The sequence below is a fragment of the Bradyrhizobium sp. GW821-FHT13H06 genome (assembly GCF_058803975.1).
This window is the reverse complement of the sequence record NZ_JBXAPN010000005.1, coordinates 237205-256995: the sequence shown is the minus strand read 5'-3', so window position 1 is coordinate 256995 and position 19791 is coordinate 237205. Positions and strand designations below refer to the sequence as shown.

Genomic DNA, 19791 nt, shown 5'->3' with positions numbered 1-19791 from the left:
TTGCCCACCCTGCAGCACCTACGCAAACACGGCGCCAAACCGCTCCAGGAACTGCTTCTCGGCCCGTGCCGCCGTCCAGGGCGTCATGTAGTCGCGCCGGACGCTGTCGGACAGGCCGGGATCCTTGCCGAACAGGCGCCTGGCCTCGCTCTCGCTGAAGCCGGCGAGCTCGGTTGCCTCGAGGTAGGCTGCGCCGCGATCGGCGGCCTTGATGGCTTGCGTGATCTCGTCGGGCAGCACCGGCGGCAGGCCGAAGCGGATATGGATGGCGCCGAGGAGGCGCTTCTCGACCGCCTTGTAATGGCCGTCGAGCACGGCCTTGAACGGCGAGATCATGTCGCCGATCACATATTCCGGCGCATCGTGCAGCAGGGCTGCCAGCCGCATGCGCTGGTCGGCCCGCGGCATCTCGTGCCGCAGCACGGTTTCTACCAGCAGCGTATGCTGCGCGACCGAGAAGATATGCGCGCCGATGGTCTGCCCATTCCAGCGCGCGACGCGGGCAAGGCCGTGCGCGATGTCGGCGATCTCGATGTCGAGCGGGGAGGGATCGAGCAGATCGAGCCGCCGGCCCGACAGCATGCGCTGCCAGGCGCGGGACTGCGCATCGCGCGCGGTCTTCTTCGCCGTCATCTGGCCTTGAGGCGCGGCTTGCGCTGCGTCTTGCCGCAGGCGGCGTGACAGTGGCAGTCGACGAGATGATCGTTGACCATGCCGGTCGCCTGCATGAAGGCATAGACGATGGTCGGGCCGACGAACTTGAAGCCGCGCGAGGACAGCTCCTTGGAGATCTGCACCGACAGCGGCGTCGAGGCGGGCACGCTCGCGGTGGTCTTGAACTGGTTGACCAGCGGCCTTCCGTCCATGAAGTCCCACAGCAGCTTCGAGAAGCCCGGGCCTTTCTCCATGATGTCGAGATAGGATTTCGCGCTCAGGATCGCGCCATCGATCTTGGCCTTGTTGCGCACGATGCCGGCATCGTTCATCAGCGCATGGACCTTCTTCGCGTTGTAGCGCGCGATCTTCTCCGGCTGGAAATCGTCGAAGGCTTTGCGGAAATTGTCGCGCTTGCGCAGGATCGTGATCCAGGACAGGCCGGCCTGGAAGCCGTCGAGCATCAGCTTCTCGTACAGTGCGCGGTCGTCATATTCCGGCACGCCCCATTCGGTGTCGTGATAGGCGACGTAAAGCGGATCTTCGCCAGGCCAGGGACACCGTTTCAGGCCGTCGGGATGCAGGCGGGCGGCACGGCTCATGCGATGGGCTGCTTGGCTGGAATTCGAACGACGTCTGGTTCAGCGAGCGTCAGCGGCAGCCCACCGGCGGTGAGCGGCTGGCCCGCGTCGAGCGCTTCGGCAACGCGGTCGATGCGCACGAGGGCAATGCCCTTGCCGCCGGCGGTCGAGCCGATGGTCCCGACCGGCTTGTCGCCGGCAAGAATGGTCGTGCCCGGCTCGGGTGACGCACCGTCGAGCAGCACCTTCACGCTGCGCGTGCGTGCAGTGCCGCGATGCTGCATGCGCGAGACGACCTCCTGGCCGACGTAGCAGCCCTTGTCGAAATCGACGCCGGCGAGACGGTCCATGTTGGTCTCGTGTGGGAACGCATCGCTGTACATGAAATCGAGCCCGCCGCGGGGCACGCCGAGCGCGATGCGGTGCGCCTCGTATTCGGCCGCATCGACCAGCTGGGCACCGATCAGGTCGGACAGCTTCTGCTTGAGATTTTCCGGGATCAGGATGCGGTAGCCGAGCCCGTCGTTCCGCGGGTCGACGAAGGCGAGGTCCGGCTGGGCCGCGGGCTGGCCGTCCCAGGCCGCAAGCACGCCGAGATCGTCGGAAAGGTTGTCCACCGTGACCTTGGCCCGCAGCTTGTAGAATTTCAGCTTGGTGGCGAGGCTATCTGCCAGCGGTTTCGGGCAGTCGATCAGGAACCCGCCGCCGTGACCCGCGGGCACCTCCGTGATCAGGAAATCCACGATGATCTTGCCCTGTGGCGTCAGCAGCGCGCCGAATCGCCCCAGGCCCGGTTTCAGCCTGTCGACGTCGGTCGTGACCAGGCCGTTGAGGAAGTTGCGCGCATCCTCGCCCGCGACCTTGAGCACGCTCCGGTCGGGAAGAAACGCCGATTTCATGCGAAAATCTCTTGCGACATGTTGCTCCGGAACGTAAGCCCGCAACGCATAAACGACAAGACCTCGAGCCCTGCGCTTGGGGACGAGAGAGGCCTTCAGCCATGAGCCAGCGTTTCGATGTGATCCTCAAGGGCGGCACCGTGGTCAACCAGGACGGCGAGGCTGTTCGCGACATCGGCATCACGGGCGGCCGCATCGCCGAGCTGGGGCCGCTGTCGCAAGGCAGCGCCGCGGAGGTGATCGACTGCAAGGGCCTGCACATCCTGCCCGGCGTGATGGACACGCAGGTGCATTTCCGCGAGCCCGGGCTGGAGCACAAGGAAGACCTCGAGACCGGCTCGCGCAGCGCCGTGATGGGCGGAGTCACCGCCGTGTTCGAAATGCCGAACACGGCGCCGCTGACGGTGACGGAGGCCGAATTCACCGACAAGGTGAAGCGGGCCAATCACCGCATGCATTGCGATTTCGCCTTCTTCATCGGCGGCACCCGCGAGAACGTGCAGGACCTGCCGGTGCTCGAGCGCGCACCCGGCTGCGCTGGCGTCAAGGTGTTCATCGGCTCCTCGACCGGTGCGCTGCTGGTGGAGGACGACGAAAGCCTGCGCCGCATCTTCCAGGTGATCCGCCGTCGTGCGGCCTTTCACGCCGAGGACGAGTATCGGCTCAACGAGCGCAAACCGCAGCGCATCGAGGGCGATGCGCGTTCGCATCCGGTCTGGCGCGACGAGACCGCGGCGCTGATGGCGACGCAGCGACTGGTCAAGCTCGCGCACGAGACGGGCAAGCGCATTCACGTGCTGCACATCTCGACCAAGGAAGAGATCGAGTTCCTGCGCGACCACAAGGATGTCGCCTCCTGCGAAGCGACGCCGCATCACCTCACGCTGGTCGCGCCCGAATGCTACGAGCGGCTGGGCACGCTCGCGCAGATGAACCCGCCGGTGCGCGGGGCCGGTCATCGCGCCGGCATCTGGCGCGGCATCGAGCAGGGCATCATCGACGTGCTCGGCTCCGACCACGCCCCGCATACGCTCGAGGAGAAGTCGAAGACCTATCCGGCCTCGCCCTCCGGCATGACCGGCGTGCAGACGCTGGTGCCGATCATGCTCGACCACGTCAACGCGGGCCGGCTCTCTCTGGCGCGCTTCGTCGACCTCACCAGCGCCGGTCCCGCGCGCCTTTACAACATCGCGTGCAAGGGGCGAATCGCCGCCGGCTACGATGCCGATTTCACCATCGTCGATTTGAAGCGCAGCGAGACCATCACCAACAAATGGGTCGCGTCCAAGGCCGGCTGGACGCCTTATGACGGTGTCCGCGTCACCGGCTGGCCCGTCGGCACCTTCATCCGCGGCCGCCGCGTGATGTGGCAGGGCGAGCTCGTGACGGCCTCGCAGGGCGAGCCGGTGCGGTTTCTGGAGACGCTGAAGGCGTAGGAGCTGTGCGGGGAGCGAATTGCTTCCCCACCCGTCATTGCGAGCGCAGCGAAACAATCCGGAATCTCCCCGCGACGGCAGTCTGGAATCTTCGCCGCGCTCGCAATGACGAGGGCAGAGGTTTACACTTGCCCTCGAACGGGAGTGCATTCCGATGTCCCAGCCATCCCCCCTCATCACCACCCAACAACTCGCCGCCATACTCGCCGATCCCAACCTCCGCCTCTACGATTGCACGACCTACAATGAGCCTGTCCCACCCGGCAGCGACGTGCCTTATCGCGCGGTGCCAGGCGACAAGTCCTTTGCAGCCGGCCACATCCCCGGCGCCGATTTCCTCGACCTGCAAGGCGAATTCTCCGACACCTCGTCGCAACAGTTCTTCATGATGCCTGGTGTGGCCCAGTTGGAGGCCGCCTTCGGCCGCCACGGCGCCGACGCATCCAAGACCATCGTGCTCTACAGCATCGGCACGATGATGTGGTCGACGCGGTTCTGGTGGATGCTGCGCTCGCTCGGGGTCGATGCGCTTGTGCTCGACGGCGGTTTCGACAAGTGGAAGGAGGAGGGGCGGCCGATCGAGACAGGCGCACCGAAGGGATATCCGGCGACGACCTTCAAGGCGACGCCGCGCACGGGCTGCTTCGTCGACAAGGCCACGGTGATGTCGCGGATCGGCGATCCCTCGACCGTGATCGTCAATGCTCTCGGACCGCAGTTTCATTCCGGCCTCGAACCGAGCCGCTATGGCCGGCCCGGCCGCGTTCCCGGCAGCGTCAACGTATCGGCGGCAACCCTCCTCAATCCCGACAGGACCCTGACGACGCTCGCAGACGCAGAAGCGAAATTCGCCGCCCAAGGCGTCACGCGAGACAAGGATGTCATCCTGTATTGCGGCGGCGGCATCTCGGCGACAATCGATCTGCTCATGCTGGCGCAGCTCGGCTACGACAAGCTGACGCTCTACGATGCCTCCATGGGCGAGTGGGCGAGGGATCCGTCGCTGCCGATTGAGACGGATTGAACGCAATCCCGATACTTCCGGGAATATCTCCCGGCCAGTGTGAGATTAATGCTTGTCGGGAGCAAGCAGCTTCCGTGCGATAAAGACGGCAGACTTCGCGATGCTTTCGCAGAGTCATTCATCCGTCGACTGGCCCCGCCCGCGTGGCGGGGTCATTTTCGACAGGCTTACTGCCTGGAGATGCCGACCGAGAATTCGCCGTTGCGAATGCGGCCGGGAAAGCCCTCGACGAACTTCGCCACCGCGTCCTCGCCATAGGTGCCGACCAGCTCGGCCAGTGCCGCGAACAGGCTCGCCTGCGCCAGGCAATCGCCGTCGACGCCGTCATGGCGCGCCTCGGCCCAGGCCTCGTTGAGATAGCTGAGGGCAGCCTGTTTCTGCTCGTGATCGGGCAGCGGCGCGCGGGCGTAGGAAATCGGCTGGCTCATGAAACTCGGTCAGGGCTGGGGCGCGATCCACGGCGATGCGCTGTACGAGAGGTGTAGCACGGTCGTTAATGACCGCTAGGCCACATCTTTAAGAACGGTTAACGGCTGTGCACAAACTCGATGACAGGGGTCCCGCAAGGCGTTTTCTCGCGTCCCGGAATGACGAAGAGGGGTCAGTTCGCGTAGCGTGCCGTCAGGTCGCGCGAGATCTTCGAGCCTTCCTCGATGTAGCGGCGGATCGCCACCGTCGCGGCCGGCGTGCAGCTCCGATAGGTCTGCTGAAAGCCGTTATAGCCGCGGTTGAAACCGGCGATCATGCGGGTGCGGCGCTCCCCTGAGGGGGTTTCGGCATCGATCAGCGCCTGCATCTCGTTGCGCCACTTGTTGCCCTCGTTGGATCCGCAGATGCCGCGCAGATAGTGCAGGCCGCCGAGGATCTCGGCCAGCCGCTGCAATTCGCCGTCAAACGGCGCCGCCACGTCCTGGGCCCGGGCGGACCCGGCGGCGCAGGCGAGAATCAGGGCGAAAATGGCCAAAAATCGCGTGGACATCGGCGGGCTGTATGCCCCGTCGAGCCCAGGGAAGCAAGGCGGAGCCGCCTATGCCTGGATCAGCCGGGCGGCGGACTGGATGACCTCCTCCAGCCCGCCGGTCAGCTTGAGGTCGCCGAGGCTCGCCAGGGCGTCCGGCGCGATCCAGCGGTATTCGTCGAGCTCATCGTTCAAGGCCGGTTCCCCGGCCGCCCAGCGGGCGGCAAAGGACATGATCAGGTAATGGCCGGCGCCGGCCGCGGCCGGCAGCACCTCGCGCCAGCCGGCGAGGCCAATGATCTCGATACGAAGGCCGGTCTCTTCGTCAACCTCGCGGCTCAGGGCCTGATGCAGCGATTCGCCGAATTCGACCCGGCCGCCGGGAAGCGAATAGAACCCCTTGGCAGGCGAACGGGCGCGCCGGACCAGCAGCACCTTGCCGTCGCGGAAGATGGCTGCGCTGACGGCGAGCTGGGGGTGGGTGGGCTGGACGACCGCGGCCAATCTCGTCACCTATCCGGCCGAGTTCGCCATGATGGTGTCGACGTCGGCTTCCGCGCCGCCATTGATGATGCCGCCGCAAGCCGCGATCAGCGGCTTGACCCAGAGGGTGGCCTGCTCGGCGAGGCGGACGCGGGTGGTGTCCTTCTCGACTTCGCGCATGGCCGAGCCGACTGCGGTCAGGATCGATGTCATGGTGTCCGTGATGTGGTCGAACTGGGCACGCACGTTGGGATCGGCCTTCTCATAGGCCTCGATGGCCAAATCCCGCGCCTTGAAATTCGACGCTGTGAAATGCTCGGCATAGGACAGCGGCGTCCAGGTCAGGAAGTCGTCGGCGCATTCCGGCATGTCCGGGACCATTTCGAGCAGCATCACGGCTTCATTGAAATGGTTGAGATAGTCGGTGGCAAGCCCGGTCCGCGGGTTGATATTGGCCACGCGCAGGCGCTCGGCCCAGGCCTCGGCCTCGGGGCCCGTCTGTACATGCGTCCGCGCGGGTCGGGAGGCCGTTGAGCTCATCTGCCGCAGTGTTAGCATTCGGGGTTAAAAGGACCTGAACGGACCTTATATAGACGCCCAGGCATGTGTGGACGCTTCGTCATAACTTCGGCCCCCGCGGCTTTGCGGCAACTGTTCGGCTATGTCGAGCAGCCGAATTTCCCGCCCCGGTACAATGTCGCCCCGACACAACCGATTCCGGTCGTGTTGGTCGAGAACGGCGCGCGGCATTTCCGGCTGATGCGTTGGGGCCTGTTGCCGGGCTGGGTCAAGGATCCCCGCGGATTTACGCTCCTGATCAACGCCCGCGCCGAGACGGTGCTGGAGAAGCCTGCCTTCAAGAAGGCGATTCGCCGCCGGCGCGGCCTGATTCCGGCCGATGGCTATTACGAGTGGAAGACGGAAGGCGGCCGTAAGCAACCGTTCTTCATCCACCGCGCCGACGGCGAGCCGCTCGGCTTTGCCGCGGTGTTCGAGACCTGGGTCGGGCCGAACGGAGAGGAGCTCGACACGGTCGCGATCGTCACCGCGGCGGCGGGCGAGGACCTCGCCGCGCTGCATGACCGCGTGCCCGTCACCATCAGCCCGCGCGACTTCGAGCGCTGGCTCGACATCAGCGGCGACGAGGTCGACGCGATCCTGCCGCTGATGAAGGCTCCGCGCATCGGCGAATTCGCCTGGCACCCCGTTTCCACCCGCGTCAACCGCGTCGCCAATGACGACGAGCAACTGCTCTTGCCGATCAGCGTGGAGGAGATGGAAGCGGAGGCAGAGGCGGTGAAGCCGAAAAAGGCTGGGCGGAAGGTTGCTGCTGCGTCGTCGGATGACGGGCAGGGCTCGTTGTTCTAGCTGCGGCAGCGGAGTGTGTGACGGCCTACACGACCTCTCTTGCCCGCAACTCCGCGATCTCCCCCGCATCAAACCCCAGCTCGCCGAGCACCGCATCCGTATCCGCGCCCAGCTCCGGCGCCATCCGGTCCAGCCTGCCGCCGCCATGCGCGAGCTTGAACCCACTGCCGGCGAAACGAAGGCGGCCATAGGGCGTGTCGAGTTCCTGGATCGCTCCGCGCGCCTTCACTTGCGGATGGTCGATCACCTCCTCGACCTTCCAGATGCTGGCGCAGGGCGCACCGGCATCTTCCAGAATCGTCTCCCATTCGCGCGCCGGCCTTGCCGCGAGCGCCTCCTCGATGATGGCGCGGAGCGCGGGCTCGTTCTCGTTGCGCGAAAACCAGTCGGCGAAGCGCGGGTCGCTCAGCGTGTCCTCGCGGCCGAGCGCGCTCATCAGCGCGCGGTACTGCTTCTCGTTGTTGACGGCGAGCAGGATGTGGCCGTCGCCGCACTTGAACAGATTGGCCGTAGTCCTGCGGCTCACCGCCTGGTTGCCCGAAAGTGTCTGGCGATGGCCGGCAACCGACCAGTCCGCGACCTGGCCCGACAGAAATGCCAGTGTCGCCTCCAGCATCGAGACGTCGATGAGCTGGCCCGTGCCGGTGCGGTCGCGCTGGTACAGCGCGCTCGAGACACCGAATGCCGCCGTCGCGCCCGACAGCACGTCGCAGACGGCAAAGCCGGCACGCGTCGGCCCCGTTTCGGGGTGGCCGGTGATGGCCATGATGCCCGACAGCGCCTGCATCTTGCCGTCGTAGCCGGGCCGCAGGCGGTCCGGGCCGGTCTGGCCGAAGCCGGAGACCGCGCAATAGATCAGTCTTGGGTTGATCGCGGACAGTGCCTCGTAGCCGATGCCGAGCTTGTCCATCACGCCCGGGCGAAAATTCTCCATGACGACGTCGACCTGGCTCGCGAGCTTCCTCACGATCGCGATCGCGTCAGGCTTTTGCAAATTGAGCGTCAGGCTGCGCTTGTTGCCGTTGACGGCCTGGAACGCCGGTGCCAGCCCGCGCTCGGCCCATTCGCGGGAAAGCGGCGTGCGGCGCATGTCCTCGCCCTCGCGCCGCTCGACCTTGATGACGTCCGCGCCCAGAAGCGCGAGCTGGTAGCTTGCATAGGGGCCGGCCAGCACTTGCGTGAAGTCCAGGATCTTCACGCCCTCGAACGGTCGCGTCACCTCGCTCTCCCCTCTTTGTTGTCGTTGTCGGAGGACGTCAGGCGGCGCGGTTGCCGCGCGCGATCTCCTTCTGCTTGTCGAATTCGGCGCGGCGCCGCGCCAGCTCTTCAGGGCTCAGCTGTGCGACGTTGTTGTAGTCGAGCTTCCAGGAGGCATCCTCGCTCCAGCGCAGCGGCGACTGCATCGTGGTCTGCGGACCGCTTGCAGTCTCCAGCAGCTTGAGCGCCAGCTCCAGCGTCTGCGCCTGCGAGGCGATGTCATGCGGCTTGCCGGCGGAATTGCCGAGCGGGAAGTCGCTGAACAAAAAGCGCGGCACGGCCGCGTGCTCGATGATGTCCTTGGCGCAGCCCATGATCACGGTCGCAATGCCGTTCCGCTCCAGATGCCGCGCCACCAGCGCCGTGGTCTGATGACAGACCGGGCAGTTCGGCACCAGCACGGCGACGTCGACCGCATCAGTGAGGCAGCGCGAGAGAATTTCCGGCGCGTCGGTGTCGAGCGTGACGCGATGGCTGCGGTTGGTCGGCGCGCCGAAGAAGCGCGGAGCGACTTCGCCGATCCGTCCTGCGGCGCTTGCCTTCAAGAGCTGCGGCAGTGGAAACCAGGTGCCGCTGTCGGTGGCGCTGGTGTGCTTGCGGTCGTAGCCGATGTGCGAGATGCGCAGATCGTGCTGCTTCGACGTGTCGCCGTCATAGACCTGGTAGAATTTCGCGCTGCCGTTATACGCCGCGCCAGGCCCCTGGTCGCCCTTGGCCGGATCGTATGGCGCAGCCGTGGTGATGATGGTGACGCGCGATTGCGCCAGCGGCTTCTTAAGCGGCTGGAACGGCGCCGCGGTGTGATGCGCCCAACGATACGGCGTGGTGTAGCCGATCGCCGCGTAATAGTCCCGCGTCCGCTGCATATAGGGGACGGGGGAGTCGTAGTCGGGCGCAAAGCCGAATTCGTCGTCGCGCGGAGCGGACATGGGCGCGTCTCCTGGTTCTTGGTTGGGGCCAGACTAGAGATAGTTTCGGGGTTGCTCAACGGGGGGCGGGGCGACGCAGGACAGAATTGCAAATCAAGCTGGGGCCAGTGCTGCGCTTTCCCTCTCCCCTTGTGGGAGAGGGTGGCTCGCCGCGTGAGCGGCGAGACGGGTGAGGGGTCTGGCTCCGCGAGTCCAAGTCTCAGAGAGCTCGTGGACAGATACCCCTCATCCGGCGCTTCGCGCCACCTTCTCCCACAAGGGGAGAAGGGTCTGCACCGTACGCGCGGACAGATGCACCTACCTGAACAGATGCAGCGCCGCGTATTGCAGCAGCATGATCGCCTTGGCGTCGATGATGCGGCCGTCGGCGATCATCGCAAGCGCCTCGTCGATGCCGAGCTCCAGCACCTCGATGTCCTCGCCCTCGTGCTCGAGGCCGCCGCCGTCGCTGACCCGCATCGAAGGCTCGTACTCGGCGACGAAGAAATGCAGCTTCTCGGTGATGGCGCCGGGGCTCATGAATGCCTCGAACACCTTGTGCACGTCGTGCAGGCGATAGCCGGTTTCCTCCTCGGCCTCGGCGCGGATGCGCTGCTCGGGCTCGGCATTGTCCAAGACGCCGGCGGCCGCCTCGATCAGGAGGTCGTCGTAGCCGCGGATGAAGGCCGGCAGGCGGAATTGCTTCACCAGGATCACCGTCCGCCGCGCGCGATTATACGGCAGCACGGCGGCGGCGTTGTCGCGCTCATAGGTCTCGCGGTGCTGCGTCTGCCACTCGCCATTGGCGCGCCGGTATTCGAGGGTCGTGTTCTTCAGCGGCGTCCAATTGTCCGAGAGCACGCGGACGTCCTTGATGCGGACACGATCGGAAATGGTCATGGCTCGATCTCAGTTGCTTGGCGTGGTCGCGCGGCCGTCGAGCCACTTCTGGAACATCACGGAGGTGGATAGCTCGAAGCCCAGCGAGTCATAGAACGCATTGGCCTGCGCATTCTCGCGGCGGACCAGGAGCTGCAGTTTTGGAATTCCGGCCGCGCGCAGCCAGTCCTCGGCCGCCGCCATGATGACGCGGCCATGGCCGCGCTTCCGGCCGTCGGGATCGACCGCAACGTAGTACACCCAGCCGCGATGGCCGTCATGGCCGACCATCACGGTGGCGATGATCGCGCCGTTGTCGCGGCCGATCAGCACGGTGGAATTGTCGCGCCGCCGCGCCAGCGCGATGTCGGCATGCGGATCGTTCCAGGGCCGCGTCAGACCGCAGCGCTGCCACAGCGCGACGACTTTCTCGACGTCGGCATCCGCGATCGCGCTGATCGCGAGCGGAGCAGGGGGCACGCTCACAGCACCTTCCCCGGATTCATGATGCCGAGCGGATCGAGCATCGCCTTGATGGAGCGCATCAGCTCGATCGCGGTCTTGTCCTTCACCTCCGGCAGCTCGTCGCGCTTGAGCACGCCGATGCCATGCTCGGCCGAGATCGAGCCGCCCATGCGCAGCACGATCTCGAACACCACGGCGTTCACATCGTGCCAGCGCGCCAGGAAATCCGCCGTATCGGCGCCGATCGGCTGGCTGACATTGTAGTGCAGATTGCCGTCGCCGAGATGGCCGAACGGCACCGGCCGCGCCCCCGGGATCAGCTTCACCACGGCGGCGTCGGCCTCGGCGATGAAGGCGGGCACCGCCGCGACGGGCACGGAGATGTCGTGCTTGATCGAGCCGCCCTCCGGCTTCTGCGCCGCGGACATCTCGTCGCGCAGCTTCCAGAACGCACCGCGCTGGGTGAGGTTGGCGGCGATCACGGCGTCGTCGACGATCTCATCCTCCATGGCCCGGGTCAGGATCGTCTCCAGCGGCGTGCGGGCATCCTCGCCCGGCGAGGACAATTCCATCAGCACGTACCAGGGATGCTTCGCTTGAAGCGGATCGCGCACGTCGATGCCGTGCCGCACCGAGAAATCCACCGCCATCTCCGACAGCAGCTCGAAGCTCGTCAGCGTATTGGCGGCCTCGCCCTGCGCGATCGTGAGCAGCTTGAGCGCCGCCGCCGGCGATTTCAGCCCGACGAAGGCGGTCTCGACCGCCCGCGGCTTCGGAAACAGCCTCAAGGTCGCCGCCGTGATGATGCCGAGCGTGCCTTCGGCGCCGATGAAGAGGTTGTGCAGATTGTAGCCGGTGTTGTCCTTTTTCAGCTTCGACAGCAGATTGAGCACGCGCCCGTCGGCGAGCACCACCTCGAGGCCCAGCGCCATCTCGCGCGCGACGCCATAGGCGAGCGCCGCGGTGCCGCCGGCATTGGTCGAGAGATTGCCGCCGATGGTGCAGCTTCCCTCCGCGCCGAGCGAGAGCGGAAACAGCCGGTCCACCTCCGCCGCCTTTGCTTGCGCGATCTGCAGCACCACGCCGGCCTCGCAGGTCATGGTGTTGGAGGCGGTGTCGACCTCGCGGATCTTGTCCAGCCGTCGCAGCGACACCACCACTTCGCCATTGTGCGGCGTCTGTCCGCCGACCAGCCCGGTGTTGCCGCCCTGCGGCACCAGCGCGATTCCGTGAGCGGAGGCGAGCTTGCAGATGTCCGAGACTTCCGCGGTCGAGCCCGGGCGCAGCACCAGCGGCGAGCGGCCGTGGAACAGGTTGCGCTCCTCGGTGACGTAAGGCTCGATGTCGGTCGCATCGGTGATGGCGTGGCGGTCGCCGACGATCTTGCGGAATTGGGCGATCAGCTCGGGCGCAAGCGGCGGGGTGGCGGATTTATCGACGTTCATTCTCGTGTCTCTTCTCAAGCTTCTTATCGGGCAACCGCAGCCCGGCGCAGCCGGTCATTGATCGCTTCGCCAAGTCCTTCTTCGGGAATCGCCATCACCGCGATCGCGCGTGGCGCCCGGGCATCGAGGCTGCGAAGATAGCCGAACAGATTGGCGGCGGCTTCATCGAGATCGCCTGTGGGCGACAGATTCATGACGGCCGCAGCAGCATCGACGCCCGGCAGCCGCGCGGGGCCGAACGCCAGCAGCGCTTCGCCCGGCGCGACGTCGCGCGCATTGAGCCGCACATTGGCGCGCGGCGCATAATGCGAGGCCAGCATGCCCGGGGCCAGCGGCTGGCTGTCGCTGAGCTCGGCCTCCACGGGCGGCCGCGCCAGCGGCGTGCCCAGCACCGCCTCGATCCGCTCGCGTGACAGTCCGCCGGGGCGGAGCAGCATCGGCGCCTCGAAGCAGCCGACGATGGTCGATTCGACCCCGACCGTAACAGGCCCGCCGTCGACGATCAGGTCGATCCGCCCCGCAAGGTCGCTCTCGACATGGGCGGCCAGCGTCGGCGAGACGTGGCCGGAGATGTTGGCGGACGGCGCCACCACGGCGCCGCCGAACGCGCGGAGGATCGCCTGCGCCACCTTGTGGGCGGGGATGCGGATCGCGACGGTATCGAGGCCCGCGGTGGCGAGATCCGCCACCGGGCAGCCTTCGGTCTTCGGCACCACCAGCGTCAGCGGCCCCGGCCAGAACGCTTCCGCGAGCTTCAACGCGCGCGCATCGAACCGTCCGATCCGCCGCGCGGCCGCGATATCAGCGACATGCGCGATCAGCGGATTGAACGCCGGCCGCCCCTTGGCGGCATAGAGATGGGCGATTGCCGTGGCGTTGGCGGCGTCGGCGCCGAGCCCGTAGACCGTCTCGGTCGGAAACGCGACCAGGCCGCCGGCGGCCAAGGCCCTGGCGGCGGCTTCCGCGCCGGCCTCGCCGGCCGGTAAAATCAGCGTTTCAAGACCCGTTTTCACAGGGATAAAATTCCTCGGCTCGGCCGCTTGCAGTGCGTCAAACCCGACGCTATAAGCCGCCTTCTTGTCGGAGTGTGGCTCAGCCCGGTAGAGCACTGCGTTCGGGACGCAGGGGTCGCAGGTTCGAATCCTGCCACTCCGACCATTCTTCCAAAAGTCGACGTTTTCCAGAGACTTGGCGGACCGGCCGCCAGCACCTCGTGGGAGCCTTTTAGCAACGATTTTCGGGGCGGGTCCACGGCCGATTTGGCGGGGCAGGGGCGCTTGCCGCGGCGGCATGGCTTGGCGCGTCAGAGCTCTCCCGTACGAACTGACCCACGGCATATGGTCGGCGCTGGAACATGAGAACGGGCCGGTAGACGAAATGCCAGCGTGAAATTCGTCTCGGACGAAAAGCTGCAAGCAGAAGCGACCTCCGCGATTGACACGTCTTGCTTCACCAGGAGCTGGCACGCGTGTTCGAGGCGCCTGATGAGCTGAGTCCTTCCTCCGCAGACCAGAAGTCAGAAATTCGTGCGGCACGGTGAAGGGCGAGCGCGGCACCAGGACGCGGGAGGGCTCGATGCAGCGGGTCGTCCGAGCGCTTTGCAACGTTTCGACGTGACCCAGCGGACTTTTGATAAGGCCAGTGATCCAACCGTCGCGAGGCTTCGTTTCGTACGGGTCGATCGCAACTGATCGCACGATGGATGCGCCATGTCGGGTGCAGCCATCGCGTCGACATGGATTGAATCACATTTTTGGAGAACCTGATGATGCCTGCAATTCGTTCGTTCGTGGCCGGAGCGGCCATGGTCGCTGCACTGCTTGGTCCATCCGTGGCGCGCGCTGCCGACATCGTGGACACCGCGGTTTCCGCGGGTTCGTTCACCACGCTGGTGACGGCCGTGAAAGCCGCCGGTCTGGTGAAGACGCTCAAGAGCAAGGGCCCGTTCACGGTGTTCGCGCCCAACGATGCAGCCTTCGCCAAGCTGCCGCCCGGAACGGTCGAATCGCTGTTGAAGAACAAGGCAAAGCTCGCGGCGGTTCTGAAGTATCACGTCATTCCGGGCCGCGTGAAGGCTGCCGACGTCGCCGGCAAATCGCTGAAAGTGGCAACCGTCGGAGGCCAGTCCCTCAATGTCGACGGAAGCCTCGGTGTCCGCGTCAACGACGCGCACGTCATCCAGCCGGATATCGAGGCCTCGAACGGCGTCATCCACGTCATCGACACGGTGCTGCTGCCCCCGGCCCGTGCAAAGAACATGCACCACTGATACGGCAACCAATGAGTACCCGGCCGTTGCGACGGCCGGGTGTTTTTCGGGATGGATCGGCTGCGCTGAGAGAGTTTCGCTGTCGCTCGAAGAGGACTACCTCCGCGCCACCAGCATCCCCACCAGAAACGCCACTATCAGCGACGGCAGCGGGGCCTCGCGCACCATGCCGCGAACGATGTCTTGCCAGTGCTGCTCGGGGACCAGTCTCGGCGATCGCACCTTGGGCGCCGGTTCGATGCCCCAGCTTGATGCGAGCTCGGCGATCTCGCTTTGCGCGAGGCGCACGCCGTCGCGGACGCGGAAGACCGCGGCTTCGTATCGTTCGCGCGGTGCGAGCAGCATCAGCGTCTCGACGGCCGTGCGCAGCGTCATCTCGCCGTAGCCTTGCAGCCGCACCGACTCCTCGGGGTCCGATGTCATGCCAAATCCCTCGCAGCGCGAAATGCCGCGACGGTGAAGGCCGTCGCCGCGCACAGGACCTGCATGAATACCGTGCCGGCCACGGCGCGCGCGGGATCGGCTCGCGTCAGGTGCCTGGTCATGATCTTGCTCCATGCTCTGCATGGAAATGGCGGCGGCGGAACTTGGTTCCCTGCGCGCGATGCGAATCGCGGGCGTCCGCTACTTCCGCAACAGCTCGCTCAGGGCCGCCGTCGCCTCGGCGCAGCGGATGTCGTCGATCTCGCGCGACAGGCTGAGCGCGATCACTCTCAGCTCTTCCAGCGTCCCGCTATCCGGCTGCTGGTTTTCGAGCTGGCCGAGACGCTTGTTCAGATCGTCCAGTCTCGATTGAAGCTGCCCGATGCTGGCCGCCCCATTCACTTTCCAAACGCGTTGTGCACGCATCGTCGTTCCCCTGATAGTCTCACGGCCTTGTGAGAGCGGTTCGTGGCCGGAATGGGAGTTTGTTTTGTCCGGCTTCAGATCGCGGGGAACCGTTGCAGATCGGCAACGAAATTCCCTGAGTTTCGGCGCGCACTCGCCTGGCGCCGCAAGATGATACCCGCAGGCACGGAATTTGATTGTGCCATCAGGATGATGGGCCGAGGCGGCCTATGCGTGCGGCGCAGGCTCAAGCCCGCCGCACCCGGAAAAACGAAGGAATGACGCGTGGCGAGATTTGTGACGATTGCAGCCGGCCAGCTCGGCCCGATCGCGAGGAGCGAGACCAGGACCGCGGTGATGGCGCGGCTGATGGCCTTGATGCGCCAGGCTCGGGCTTGCGGCTGCGATCTGATCGTCTACCCCGAGCTGGCGCTGACCACGTTCTTTCCACGCTGGTATTTTGAGGATCAGGCCGAGATCGACAGTTTCTTCGAGCGCGAGATGCCGGGCCCCGAAACGCAGGCGCTGTTCGATCTGGCGCGCGAGCTCGGGATCGGCTTTTGCCTCGGCTATGCCGAGCTGACGGTCGAGGCCGGAATTGTCAGGCGCTACAACACCTCCATTCTCGTCGACAAGAGCGGCGCGATCGTCCTGAAGTATCGCAAGGTCCATCTGCCGGGCCATGCCGAGCACGAGCCGTGGCGCGAGTTTCAGCATCTGGAGAAGCGCTACTTCGAGCCGGGCAGCGGCTTCGGCGTGACGGATGCCTTCGGCGGCGTGATGGGCATGGCGATCTGCAACGATCGCCGCTGGAGCGAGACCTATCGGGTCATGGGCCTGCAGGGCGTCGAGATGGTGCTGATCGGCTACAACACGCCGGTGCACAATCCGCCCGCGCCTGAGCATGACGATCTCTCGCTGTTCCACAATCATCTGGTGATGCAGGCCGGCGCCTATCAGAACGGCACCTTCGTGGTCGGCGTCGCCAAGGCCGGCATCGAGGAGGGCGTCGACCACATCGGCGGCAGCTGCATCATTGCGCCCTCCGGCGAGATCATGGCGGCCTGCACCACCAAGGGTGACGAGATCGCGCTGGCGCTCTGCGATCTCGATCTCTGCAACTCCTACAAGCGCACCACTTTCAATTTCGATGTCCACCGCCAGCCGCGGGCCTACGGGCTGATCGTGGAACGGAAGGGCGTGACGACGATGGCGGATGGGACGCCGGTGCCGCGCAAGGGGAAGATCGCCTCTTCGTAGCCCGGGTGAGCGCAGCGATACCCGGGACCGTGCTTGTGAAATCCCGGATGTCGCTCCGCTCACCGGGCTACGGCACCTTGCTGTGTCGCCCCTTGTCAATCCACCATCGCGAAAATATTCCACTTTACCGAAATTCGGATTTATCGTATGTGTCGCCCATCCCGGCTCATCCTTGAGGGGCGATCATGTGGTCGTCATTGTCGCGAGCCGGGCTTGCGGTGGACGCGGCAGCGTCGTGCACGAGAGGTGAAGGGCAGGGCGGATTGCTCTCCGTGAGCCCGAAGCTGCGTGCGGACGAGCGGCGCTGCTAGGCTTCGTCTCGCCTGTAAGTTTCCGGCTCCGTCGACAGGGCCGGGAAAACTGCGGCGAAATGGCGGGCCGTGCGTACGGCAAAACCGTGTGGTCCTGGCCGTCGTTGCTACGGTCAAGCCCCTGCGAATGCGGCAGTCGCGTCAACCGGCGCGGCGCCGGCGACTTTCGCAGGAGTGAGGGAGGCCAGAGGGAACTCGGCTCCCGGGAGAGCACGGCATAAGCCGTCCGACCACTGCGCAGGGAAGGCCGAGTGATTGGCTACACCTGTATGCTGCTGTGCGGTTGTTCCTGCGTGTGCATTTCGCGCAGCGGACCGCGGGTGCCGGCCGGGCACCCGGCCTTCCCTGTGCCCTCTTGGTTTCATGAGGGTGAGCGACGAAGCAAAGCTCGGGCGAAGAGCGTCGCGAGAACGGGAAAACGTGTCTGCAAGCGAGATGTAGTGGAAGAGCGTGCTGTTGCGTCGTACTCCGTCATTGCGAGCGGAGCGAAGCAATCCAGAATCTCTCCTCGGAGAGACTCTGGATTGCTTCGTCGCAAGGGCTCCTCGCAATGACGCGGAGGAGAGAGCGTGCGCCATACTCCACTCTCGTGCCCCGGACGCAGCGCAGCGTCCCTTCGACGGTGCGCTGCAGAGCCGGGGCCCATATCGTTGTTGTCGTACCGTGTGGCTCTGGGTCCCGGCGCTGCGCCGCAACGCTGTCGCGTTGCAGCTTGTCCGGGACACGAGTGAGAGCGGCTTCGTCATAACCTTCCGAATCCTCCTCCTCGACCCGCTCACAACCACGTGTCTTTATTCGGAAACAATCATTCCCTATTATGCCGCAATGCAAAAGACTGCCCGCCGATCTCAGTCTGCCCGTCGTCCCGGCCGCCCTCGGGAGTTCGACATGGATACCGCGCTCGACCGCGCCGTGCGCGTGTTTCGCGAGCGGGGCTACCATGCCACCTCGATCGGCGACCTCACCGCGGCGATGCGGCTCGCCACCGGAAGCGTGTACAAGGCATTTCGCGACAAGCATGCGGTGTTCCTCGCCGCCTTCGAGCGCTACACGGCACTGCGCCAGGAGCAGACCCGCAGCGCGGCGGCGCGGGGCGCAAACGGCCGCGAGCAGATCCGCAACGTGCTGCTGTCCTATGTCGAGCACTCCCGGGGAGTCGAAGGACGGCGCGGCTGCCTCGTGGTCGGCAGCGCGGTCGAACTGTCCGTGCACGACGCGATGGTCGCGGCCCGCGTCAGCGCGCAGCTTGCGACCAACGAAAACTTCATCGCCGGCCTCATCCGCGCGGGGCAGGCCGACGGCTCGATCCCCCGCCATGTCGCAGCCGACGACACCGCACGGCTGATGCTCTGCATCACGCAGGGGATGCGCGTCGTCGGCAAGGCGCGCCTGCCGCTCGACGGGGAGCGCCTCGTCGGCGTCGCGATGAAGCTGCTCGCCTGAATTTTTTGTCAGAATAGGGAATGATCATTCCCTATACCTTATCTGGAGTCTATGCGAATGACGATGAATGCCACGATCGAGACCGCGCCCGGGCCGGATGCGGTGTCGCAGCGCCTGACCTTCGTGCTCGCCGCGGCCTGTGGCATGGTCGCCGCCAACATCTACTATGCGCAGCCGCTGATCGCCCCGATCAGCGCCGCGCTCGGCCTGTCGCATGCCGCGGCGGGACTGATCGTCACCATGACGCAGATCGGCTACGGCACCGGGCTGCTGCTGATCGTGCCGCTCGGCGATCTCGTCGAGAACCGCGCCCTGATCTGCTCGGTGATCACGCTTGGTGCGGCCGCGCTGCTCGCCGCCGCGTTCGCCACCCATGCGCTGCCGTTCCTGATCGCCGCGCTGTTCATCGGCCTCGGCTCGGTGGCCGTGCAGATCATCATTCCCTACGCGGCGCACCTGGCGCCAGCAGCCATCCGCGGCCGCGTCGTCGGCAACGTCTCGACCGGCCTGATGCTCGGCATCATGCTGGCGCGTCCGGTGTCGAGCTTCGTCACCGCGGCCCTGTCGTGGCACGCGGTGTTCTTCTGCTCCGCAGCGCTGATGATCGTGCTCGCGGTCGCGCTCTGGATGACGCTGCCGAAGCGCAAGCCGGTGACGCGGATGCACTACGGCGAATTGCTGCTGTCGATGCCGCATCTGGTGCGGGCCACGCCGCTGCTGCGGCGCCGCGCGCTCTATCAGGCGAGCCTGTTCGGCGCCTTCACCCTGTTCTGGACGGTGGCGCCGCTCCAACTCGCCGGCGAGTTCGGCTTCTCCCAGCGCGGCATCGCGCTGTTTGCGCTGGCCGGTGTCGCCGGCGTGTTCGCCGCACCGATCGCCGGACGCCTCGCCGACCACGGCCATAGCCGCATCGCGACGCTGGTCGCGATGCTGCTCGCGGCCGGCGGCTTCCTCGTGACCTATGTCGGCGCGCCCGGCTCGATGCTGAACCTTTCCTGTCTGGTGGTGGCCGCGATCGCCATCGATATCGGTGTCCAGGGCAACGTCGTGCTCGGCTTCCGCGCCATCTTCGCGCTCGGGCACGAGCACCGCAGCCGCCTCAACGGCCTCTACATGGCGACGTTCTTCGCAGCCGGCGCGGCCGGCTCCGCGGTCGGAGCCTTCGCCTTCGCGCAAGGCGGCTGGGCACTCGCATCGGCCATTGGCCTTGCCCTGCCCGTCGCCGGCCTGCTCTATGCGGCCACCGAGTAGTTGCTGGGCGCGCTCGGACGATGTGCGCGTTAACCAGCCTCGGACAAGAATCCGTCCGGCGCCTGATGAAGC

23 protein-coding genes and 1 tRNA gene are annotated in these 19791 nt (G+C 65.9%); 8 read left to right on the top strand and 16 right to left on the bottom strand.

Annotation, left to right across the window (positions count from 1 at the left end):
* Window positions 1-18 precede the first annotated feature (18 nt).
* From AC1RQP_RS22785 to ygfZ, 3 genes are read right to left on the bottom strand one after another with little or no spacing between them, the layout of a single operon-like run.
* Window positions 19-633: a YfbR-like 5'-deoxynucleotidase gene (locus tag AC1RQP_RS22785; protein WP_131866349.1), complete on the bottom strand. Its 615-nt coding sequence runs from the start codon at window positions 631-633 to the stop codon at window positions 19-21.
* Window positions 630-1256 carry a DNA-3-methyladenine glycosylase I gene (locus tag AC1RQP_RS22780; RefSeq protein ID WP_239621917.1) on the bottom strand — a complete coding sequence of 209 codons (627 nt, stop codon included), beginning with the start codon at window positions 1254-1256 and terminating at the stop codon, window positions 630-632. The genes AC1RQP_RS22785 and AC1RQP_RS22780 overlap by 4 nt, the downstream gene beginning before the upstream one ends.
* Window positions 1253-2134 carry a CAF17-like 4Fe-4S cluster assembly/insertion protein YgfZ gene (ygfZ, locus tag AC1RQP_RS22775; RefSeq protein ID WP_492938582.1) on the bottom strand — a complete coding sequence of 294 codons (882 nt, stop codon included), beginning with the start codon at window positions 2132-2134 and terminating at the stop codon, window positions 1253-1255. The genes AC1RQP_RS22780 and ygfZ overlap by 4 nt, the downstream gene beginning before the upstream one ends.
* A 101-nt stretch (window positions 2135-2235) precedes the next feature.
* Here ygfZ and AC1RQP_RS22770 point away from each other — a divergent pair, with 101 nt between their 5' ends.
* Entirely contained in the window at window positions 2236-3570 is a 1335-nt protein-coding gene (locus tag AC1RQP_RS22770) for a dihydroorotase (RefSeq protein ID WP_492938581.1), read from the top strand.
* Window positions 3571-3724: 154 nt separating this feature from the next.
* Window positions 3725-4594: a sulfurtransferase gene (locus AC1RQP_RS22765; protein ID WP_492938580.1), complete on the top strand. Its 870-nt coding sequence runs from the start codon at window positions 3725-3727 to the stop codon at window positions 4592-4594.
* 167 nt (window positions 4595-4761) lie between these two features.
* On the opposite strand, the gene AC1RQP_RS22760 is transcribed toward AC1RQP_RS22765, so the two are convergent.
* The 4 genes from AC1RQP_RS22760 to AC1RQP_RS22745 form a co-directional block, all read right to left on the bottom strand.
* Window positions 4762-5022, bottom strand: a complete 261-nt coding sequence (locus tag AC1RQP_RS22760) for a hypothetical protein (protein ID WP_028176925.1) — start codon at window positions 5020-5022, stop codon at window positions 4762-4764.
* Between the two features lie 173 nt (window positions 5023-5195).
* Entirely contained in the window at window positions 5196-5573 is a 378-nt protein-coding gene (locus AC1RQP_RS22755; protein WP_239621920.1) for a TIGR02301 family protein, read from the bottom strand.
* A 48-nt stretch (window positions 5574-5621) separates the two neighbouring features.
* Window positions 5622-6056 carry an NUDIX hydrolase gene (locus AC1RQP_RS22750; protein ID WP_492938579.1) on the bottom strand — a complete coding sequence of 145 codons (435 nt, stop codon included), beginning with the start codon at window positions 6054-6056 and terminating at the stop codon, window positions 5622-5624.
* A 9-nt stretch (window positions 6057-6065) separates the two neighbouring features.
* The gene (locus AC1RQP_RS22745; protein WP_239621922.1) at window positions 6066-6575 is read right to left on the bottom strand and encodes a hypothetical protein; all 510 of its coding nucleotides are present in this window, start codon (window positions 6573-6575) and stop codon (window positions 6066-6068) included.
* 63 nt (window positions 6576-6638) lie between these two features.
* On the opposite strand from AC1RQP_RS22745, the gene AC1RQP_RS22740 reads away from it, so the two are divergent.
* On the top strand, window positions 6639-7403 hold the full coding sequence (locus AC1RQP_RS22740; RefSeq protein ID WP_492938578.1) for an SOS response-associated peptidase: 765 nt from the start codon (window positions 6639-6641) through the stop codon (window positions 7401-7403).
* Window positions 7404-7428: 25 nt separating this feature from the next.
* On the opposite strand, the gene AC1RQP_RS22735 is transcribed toward AC1RQP_RS22740, so the two are convergent.
* The 6 genes from AC1RQP_RS22735 to AC1RQP_RS22710 form a co-directional block, all read right to left on the bottom strand.
* The gene (locus AC1RQP_RS22735) at window positions 7429-8622 is read right to left on the bottom strand and encodes a CaiB/BaiF CoA transferase family protein (RefSeq protein ID WP_492938577.1); all 1194 of its coding nucleotides are present in this window, start codon (window positions 8620-8622) and stop codon (window positions 7429-7431) included.
* Window positions 8623-8659: 37 nt separating this feature from the next.
* Window positions 8660-9589, bottom strand: coding sequence for a glycine reductase (locus AC1RQP_RS22730; protein ID WP_492938576.1), 930 nt, complete (start codon window positions 9587-9589; stop codon window positions 8660-8662).
* 297 nt (window positions 9590-9886) lie between these two features.
* Window positions 9887-10468, bottom strand: a complete 582-nt coding sequence (locus tag AC1RQP_RS22725; RefSeq protein ID WP_492938575.1) for a GDP-mannose pyrophosphatase — start codon at window positions 10466-10468, stop codon at window positions 9887-9889.
* 9 nt (window positions 10469-10477) lie between these two features.
* A complete protein-coding gene (locus AC1RQP_RS22720; protein ID WP_492938736.1) occupies window positions 10478-10927 on the bottom strand; it encodes a GNAT family acetyltransferase in 450 nt (149 codons plus the stop codon).
* 2 nt (window positions 10928-10929) lie between these two features.
* The gene (locus AC1RQP_RS22715; protein ID WP_492938574.1) at window positions 10930-12357 is read right to left on the bottom strand and encodes an FAD-binding oxidoreductase; all 1428 of its coding nucleotides are present in this window, start codon (window positions 12355-12357) and stop codon (window positions 10930-10932) included.
* A 23-nt stretch (window positions 12358-12380) separates the two neighbouring features.
* Window positions 12381-13370: an L-threonylcarbamoyladenylate synthase gene (locus tag AC1RQP_RS22710; RefSeq protein ID WP_492938573.1), complete on the bottom strand. Its 990-nt coding sequence runs from the start codon at window positions 13368-13370 to the stop codon at window positions 12381-12383.
* A gap of 68 nt (window positions 13371-13438) precedes the next feature.
* Here AC1RQP_RS22710 and AC1RQP_RS22705 point away from each other — a divergent pair.
* Window positions 13439-13515, top strand: a tRNA-Pro gene (locus AC1RQP_RS22705).
* Window positions 13516-14161: 646 nt separating this feature from the next.
* Entirely contained in the window at window positions 14162-14626 is a 465-nt protein-coding gene (locus tag AC1RQP_RS22700) for a fasciclin domain-containing protein (RefSeq protein WP_345946204.1), read from the top strand.
* A 96-nt stretch (window positions 14627-14722) separates the two neighbouring features.
* On the opposite strand, the gene AC1RQP_RS22695 is transcribed toward AC1RQP_RS22700, so the two are convergent.
* From AC1RQP_RS22695 to AC1RQP_RS22685, 3 genes are all read right to left on the bottom strand, one after another.
* Window positions 14723-15049 (bottom strand): hypothetical protein, encoded by a 327-nt coding sequence (locus tag AC1RQP_RS22695; protein WP_492938572.1) that lies wholly within the window; start codon window positions 15047-15049, stop codon window positions 14723-14725.
* A complete protein-coding gene (locus tag AC1RQP_RS22690) occupies window positions 15046-15171 on the bottom strand; it encodes a hypothetical protein (protein ID WP_256456317.1) in 126 nt (41 codons plus the stop codon). The genes AC1RQP_RS22695 and AC1RQP_RS22690 overlap by 4 nt, the downstream gene beginning before the upstream one ends.
* A gap of 79 nt (window positions 15172-15250) precedes the next feature.
* Window positions 15251-15475: a hypothetical protein gene (locus tag AC1RQP_RS22685; RefSeq protein ID WP_492938571.1), complete on the bottom strand. Its 225-nt coding sequence runs from the start codon at window positions 15473-15475 to the stop codon at window positions 15251-15253.
* 264 nt (window positions 15476-15739) lie between these two features.
* Here AC1RQP_RS22685 and AC1RQP_RS22680 point away from each other — a divergent pair, with 264 nt between their 5' ends.
* The 3 genes from AC1RQP_RS22680 to AC1RQP_RS22670 all read left to right on the top strand — a co-directional run bounded on the left by AC1RQP_RS22680 (window position 15740) and on the right by AC1RQP_RS22670 (window position 19719).
* Window positions 15740-16714, top strand: a complete 975-nt coding sequence (locus AC1RQP_RS22680; RefSeq protein WP_492938570.1) for an N-carbamoyl-D-amino-acid hydrolase — start codon at window positions 15740-15742, stop codon at window positions 16712-16714.
* Window positions 16715-17850: 1136 nt separating this feature from the next.
* A complete protein-coding gene (locus AC1RQP_RS22675) occupies window positions 17851-18468 on the top strand; it encodes a TetR/AcrR family transcriptional regulator (RefSeq protein ID WP_492938569.1) in 618 nt (205 codons plus the stop codon).
* Between the two features lie 57 nt (window positions 18469-18525).
* The gene (locus AC1RQP_RS22670; protein ID WP_239621934.1) at window positions 18526-19719 is read left to right on the top strand and encodes an MFS transporter; all 1194 of its coding nucleotides are present in this window, start codon (window positions 18526-18528) and stop codon (window positions 19717-19719) included.
* Window positions 19720-19791 lie beyond the last annotated feature (72 nt).

Excerpts from the sequence above, each read along its gene's own strand:
- AC1RQP_RS22785 (WP_131866349.1), bottom strand. The coding sequence starts at position 633 with ATGACGGCGAAGAAGACCGCGCGCGATGCGCAGTCCCGCGCCTGGCAG.
- AC1RQP_RS22780 (WP_239621917.1), bottom strand. The coding sequence starts at position 1,256 with ATGAGCCGTGCCGCCCGCCTGCATCCCGACGGCCTGAAACGGTGTCCC.
- ygfZ (WP_492938582.1), bottom strand. The coding sequence starts at position 2,134 with ATGAAATCGGCGTTTCTTCCCGACCGGAGCGTGCTCAAGGTCGCGGGC.
- AC1RQP_RS22770 (WP_492938581.1), top strand. The coding sequence starts at position 2,236 with ATGAGCCAGCGTTTCGATGTGATCCTCAAGGGCGGCACCGTGGTCAAC.
- AC1RQP_RS22765 (WP_492938580.1), top strand. The coding sequence starts at position 3,725 with ATGTCCCAGCCATCCCCCCTCATCACCACCCAACAACTCGCCGCCATA.
- AC1RQP_RS22760 (WP_028176925.1), bottom strand. The coding sequence starts at position 5,022 with ATGAGCCAGCCGATTTCCTACGCCCGCGCGCCGCTGCCCGATCACGAG.
- AC1RQP_RS22755 (WP_239621920.1), bottom strand. The coding sequence starts at position 5,573 with ATGTCCACGCGATTTTTGGCCATTTTCGCCCTGATTCTCGCCTGCGCC.
- AC1RQP_RS22745 (WP_239621922.1), bottom strand. The coding sequence starts at position 6,575 with ATGAGCTCAACGGCCTCCCGACCCGCGCGGACGCATGTACAGACGGGC.
- AC1RQP_RS22740 (WP_492938578.1), top strand. The coding sequence starts at position 6,639 with ATGTGTGGACGCTTCGTCATAACTTCGGCCCCCGCGGCTTTGCGGCAA.
- AC1RQP_RS22730 (WP_492938576.1), bottom strand. The coding sequence starts at position 9,589 with ATGTCCGCTCCGCGCGACGACGAATTCGGCTTTGCGCCCGACTACGAC.
- AC1RQP_RS22725 (WP_492938575.1), bottom strand. The coding sequence starts at position 10,468 with ATGACCATTTCCGATCGTGTCCGCATCAAGGACGTCCGCGTGCTCTCG.
- AC1RQP_RS22715 (WP_492938574.1), bottom strand. The coding sequence starts at position 12,357 with ATGAACGTCGATAAATCCGCCACCCCGCCGCTTGCGCCCGAGCTGATC.
- AC1RQP_RS22700 (WP_345946204.1), top strand. The coding sequence starts at position 14,162 with ATGGTCGCTGCACTGCTTGGTCCATCCGTGGCGCGCGCTGCCGACATC.
- AC1RQP_RS22695 (WP_492938572.1), bottom strand. The coding sequence starts at position 15,049 with ATGACATCGGACCCCGAGGAGTCGGTGCGGCTGCAAGGCTACGGCGAG.
- AC1RQP_RS22690 (WP_256456317.1), bottom strand. The coding sequence starts at position 15,171 with ATGACCAGGCACCTGACGCGAGCCGATCCCGCGCGCGCCGTGGCCGGC.
- AC1RQP_RS22685 (WP_492938571.1), bottom strand. The coding sequence starts at position 15,475 with ATGCGTGCACAACGCGTTTGGAAAGTGAATGGGGCGGCCAGCATCGGG.
- AC1RQP_RS22675 (WP_492938569.1), top strand. The coding sequence starts at position 17,851 with ATGCAAAAGACTGCCCGCCGATCTCAGTCTGCCCGTCGTCCCGGCCGC.
- AC1RQP_RS22670 (WP_239621934.1), top strand. The coding sequence starts at position 18,526 with ATGACGATGAATGCCACGATCGAGACCGCGCCCGGGCCGGATGCGGTG.